A 3,621-nucleotide genomic window follows, 5' to 3' on the forward strand; every position below is an offset into this window, starting at 1 on the left:
CACAGACCAGCTTATTCTCAACTTCACGCCGCTGGAACAGTCCGACGGAGACGCGAGCCAGGGACAGTATCGTTCCATGACAAACTGCGAAAGCCACTGCACATCCGGCATACCGTCTGAATACTACACAGCCGTTTGTCCAGGCACAAGCAGCTACCAGGGTAATTCCGATTTTACGCTAAACTCCGACAGACATGAAGTCGGCGAAGTCATTCTTGTCACCAATACGGGGAAATATGGTGGCGGAAGACCCGTAAACCACCCTATCGCTGTCTTTCAGGCGAGCGATACATCGCAGTCGCATCACATCGCGACTATAGAGGCGGGAAATAGCAAACAGTTTATCTACAGGGGCAAAGATTCGAACAATTATCCCGTGTGGACTTCCTTGAATTAGGTAGAACGACATGACGACTAGAAAGGACAGCGCCAAATGGCGCGAAATGTTGAAGCCACTCATCCTCGCGCTCATCGCACTTGCTTCGGCAACTACAGCCTATGTCAAAAGCCACAGCGAAGTAAGCGAGGGTTCGGAAAGGAACGCCGTTTCCATGGCCAAGATGGAAACGCGCATCGAGCTTATTGAACAGCGAACATCAAAAGTGGAACGGGAATCGGAAATCCTCAAGGGGACTCTTTCCGACATAAAGAGCGATGTTTCGTTTATCAGGGGAAAGATGGAAGCGCAGAAATAGTTGCAGATTAAATTGGTATAATGTAATGCATGTAGCTTTCATTTAGCGGCTTCCATTCCGCCTTGTATTTTCCGTCTATTTCAAGTTTGACTACACCCTTGCCTTTGCCAGTCGGTTTCATTATGGTTCCTTGGATATCCTTACCATTTCTAAAGTAAGCGTAAATTCCATCATTATCGTCGCCACTGTAGAAAAGTTTATCTGTCACCAAGCACATGCAATATGTTTCATTAAATCCCAGTTCCTTTAACTGCTCCATAAATTTCACATCTTTAACAAAGTCAAACATAGTTTCTGGATGTCTGCCATTATTAGGATATTTTAATTCGATTGCATATTTTTTTTTCATTCTTTCATCGAAAATTGAAATATCAATTTCTTTTTTCACGGTTTCCTTGCTGTTAATACCAAAGAAGGAAACATTTCTCTCGAATTGTACTTTATATCCATTCAGGCTTTCGCGAAGAAAAATTCCAAGTTCATGCTGGAGACTAAATTCATTGTAAACTTCAATTTCTCCATTCCCTATTTTTCGACAGAAATCGTTTAGAATTTTTTTTATCATAATTCATCCCTGCCCTTTTTCTTAGGTTTAGACTTCTTTTTAAAGAATAATGCGCCATAAGTAAAGGTCGAATATTGAATGTAGTTTACGGATGTTGTAGTATAACCTGGAGTCCACCCAGTTGTAGTTGTATAGCCCCCATTCCAATTCATGCTTGTATTGTATGTTGTTTGCCCTGGATGATACTGTGTGCTTACAATAGGAACAACGCCATTTCCTGAATTAAACGGCTGCATGATAATCACAACATCTGCACCAATATCATCACATGCGGCAAGTGCGTCGCTTCGAGTGTAAGAATCTGAACTTTCAAAAACAGAGTTTCCTACATAAGTGAAGCCTTTTTCAGCCATCTTTGAAATAGCATCTTCCTCGTTTCCATAAGTATATCCACCAGAAATTCTGCAATTACCCTTATTGTTTGGATATGTATAGCCGTTATACGCTTGATAATAGCCATTAGCACAGCCGCCAAGCATCAAGACGGATAGAATATTCATTAGGATTAAAAAAATTCGTAATTCCATTACGATACTCTTTCAGAAACAAGAAAAATTAAAACAAGTTGGCTAAATCCAAAATAAAAATACTCAAAAAACTTCCACTTATTTATCAGCCATATTTTTTTTCGATTTATTTTTCGCGCCCTTGGGCCTTCCACCCTTCTTGCCGTTCTCGGCGCTGGTGGGCTTGGGACGGCTCCCAATCATCTGCGAATGAATTGAACGCACTTCCGCGTCCGTAAGAATTTTTCCGCAATGCGGACACCTTGCTGGCATAGGAATCTCCCGTTTTACCTAATCAAGATAGGTTTATTTGTCGATTTTGTAAAGGCATAATCAAAGAAAAATTGAATTGTATGCAAATTTTATTGCATTTCATTCAAAAATGTATTAAATTCTATTCAATTCTTTTGCATAGGATTCAATTTTATGGAAATTCGGGAAGTCGAAATCGGGCTTTTGAAGCCATACGAGAATAACCCGCGCAACAACGAGGCGGCAGTTGACAAGGTGGCCGCGAGCATTTCCGAGTTCGGTTTCAAGGTTCCAATCATCATCGACAGGGAAAACGTAATCGTCGCGGGACACACGCGCTATCTCGCCGCGCAGAAGCTGGAACTGCAAAAAGTACCCTGCATCGTCGCGGACGACTTGACGCCGAATCAGATTAAGGCGTTCCGCCTCGCAGACAACAAAGTCTCGGAATTTAGCGGCTGGGATTTCCAGAAGCTCAACGAGGAACTTTCGTTCCTCGGAGAAGCAGCCTTTGACCTGGAACAGTTCGGGTTCTTGCCGAACGAAAACGTGGATTTCGACAGTTTCCTGACGGACGAAGAAAATCCACAGAAGAAACCCAAGACCATCACCTGCCCCCACTGCGGAAAGACCTTCGAGAAATAATGCTTCTACACATGGCGACAGATGGACTCGTAGGAGATTTCTACACAAAGTTCCCGAAGAAGGAACTCAATATCCTTACGTCCTTTGAATATAAAAGCTCGTTGATGGGAAACGATGTTCGCGAGTTCAACCACTTCATCGCGGACAGCGGCGCATTCACGGCGATGGCAAGCGGCAAGAAAATTGACGACAGCTATATCGACAGCTACATCGAATGGATAAAGGGCGCACACATCGACCATTTCATCGAAATGGACATTGACGAAATTGTCGGCATAGACAAGGTCAAGCAAATCCGAACCCGCATAGAACGCGCAACGGGAAAGCAAAGCATCCCCGTTTGGCATCTAGGCCGCAAGAAGAAGGATGGCTCGACATGGTGAAAAACTACCCCTATGTCGCGCTCTCGCTTAGCGGATTTACAGCATCGAGCAAATGGCTCAAGGCGAACGACTGGAAACCGCTTCACTTCTTCCTCGACACGGCGGCAGAAAACGGCTCCAAGGTTCACGCGCTCGGATGCACGAACTGGGGGCTTCTGCGCAAGTTCCATTTCTACAGCAGCGATTCAAGCACATGGAGCCTCGGCGAAAGATACGGGACGTGTTTCGTATTCCAGGATGGCGTAATGAAGGTCGTCTCGCTCCCCAAGAAATTCAAGAAGAACAAGAAAACTCTTGGCTTCCATAACAAACAACAATGGTTCAAGGCAATGCAATATGCAAAAATCAAGATGTGATGCAATCCTGCTGCTTTCGGGCGGCATCGACAGCACGACTGTTCTGGAACAGCTGACGAAGCAGGGCAAGAAGGTTTTCTGCCTTATCTTCGACTACAAGCAGAGTCTGCACAAGGAAATCGCGGTGGCGGCATCCAACGCGAAGCGGCTGAAACAGCCCTACAAAATCGTTTCCATCGACCTCGGATTTACGGGAAGCAAGTGTTCCCTCATTTCCAA

At 44.6% G+C, this 3,621-nt stretch carries 9 protein-coding genes; 6 read left to right on the top strand and 3 right to left on the bottom strand.

The features are described 5' to 3' along the window. On the top strand, window positions 1–397 hold a 397-nt coding region (locus IKG78_RS12685), incomplete at its 5' end, for a hypothetical protein (RefSeq protein WP_290944025.1). Between the two features lie 10 nt (window positions 398–407). Further along, window positions 408–695, top strand: a complete 288-nt coding sequence (locus IKG78_RS12690) for a hypothetical protein (RefSeq protein ID WP_073321143.1) — start codon at window positions 408–410, stop codon at window positions 693–695. 7 nt (window positions 696–702) lie between these two features. On the opposite strand, the gene IKG78_RS12695 is transcribed toward IKG78_RS12690, so the two are convergent. The 3 genes from IKG78_RS12695 to IKG78_RS12705 form a co-directional block, all read right to left on the bottom strand. Then, window positions 703–1,260, bottom strand: coding sequence for a hypothetical protein (locus tag IKG78_RS12695; protein WP_290944027.1), 558 nt, complete (start codon window positions 1,258–1,260; stop codon window positions 703–705). Then, window positions 1,257–1,787, bottom strand: a complete 531-nt coding sequence (locus tag IKG78_RS12700; RefSeq protein WP_290944029.1) for a hypothetical protein — start codon at window positions 1,785–1,787, stop codon at window positions 1,257–1,259. The genes IKG78_RS12695 and IKG78_RS12700 overlap by 4 nt, the downstream gene beginning before the upstream one ends. A gap of 78 nt (window positions 1,788–1,865) precedes the next feature. Next, window positions 1,866–2,039, bottom strand: a complete 174-nt coding sequence (locus IKG78_RS12705; RefSeq protein ID WP_290944032.1) for a hypothetical protein — start codon at window positions 2,037–2,039, stop codon at window positions 1,866–1,868. 153 nt (window positions 2,040–2,192) lie between these two features. Here IKG78_RS12705 and IKG78_RS12710 point away from each other — a divergent pair, with 153 nt between their 5' ends. The 4 genes from IKG78_RS12710 to IKG78_RS12725 all read left to right on the top strand — a co-directional run. After that, window positions 2,193–2,663 carry a ParB N-terminal domain-containing protein gene (locus IKG78_RS12710; RefSeq protein WP_073321141.1) on the top strand — a complete coding sequence of 157 codons (471 nt, stop codon included), beginning with the start codon at window positions 2,193–2,195 and terminating at the stop codon, window positions 2,661–2,663. Next, the gene (locus IKG78_RS12715; protein ID WP_290944035.1) at window positions 2,663–3,046 is read left to right on the top strand and encodes a hypothetical protein; all 384 of its coding nucleotides are present in this window, start codon (window positions 2,663–2,665) and stop codon (window positions 3,044–3,046) included. The genes IKG78_RS12710 and IKG78_RS12715 overlap by 1 nt, the downstream gene beginning before the upstream one ends. Next, window positions 3,040–3,402: a hypothetical protein gene (locus IKG78_RS12720; RefSeq protein WP_290944037.1), complete on the top strand. Its 363-nt coding sequence runs from the start codon at window positions 3,040–3,042 to the stop codon at window positions 3,400–3,402. The genes IKG78_RS12715 and IKG78_RS12720 overlap by 7 nt, the downstream gene beginning before the upstream one ends. Further along, window positions 3,383–3,621 (top strand): 7-cyano-7-deazaguanine synthase (locus tag IKG78_RS12725; protein ID WP_290944039.1); only part of this gene is annotated, 239 nt, incomplete at its 3' end. The genes IKG78_RS12720 and IKG78_RS12725, both read left to right, overlap by 20 nt.

It is taken from the genome of Fibrobacter sp., assembly GCF_017545445.1.
GTDB lineage: Bacteria > Fibrobacterota > Fibrobacteria > Fibrobacterales > Fibrobacteraceae > Fibrobacter.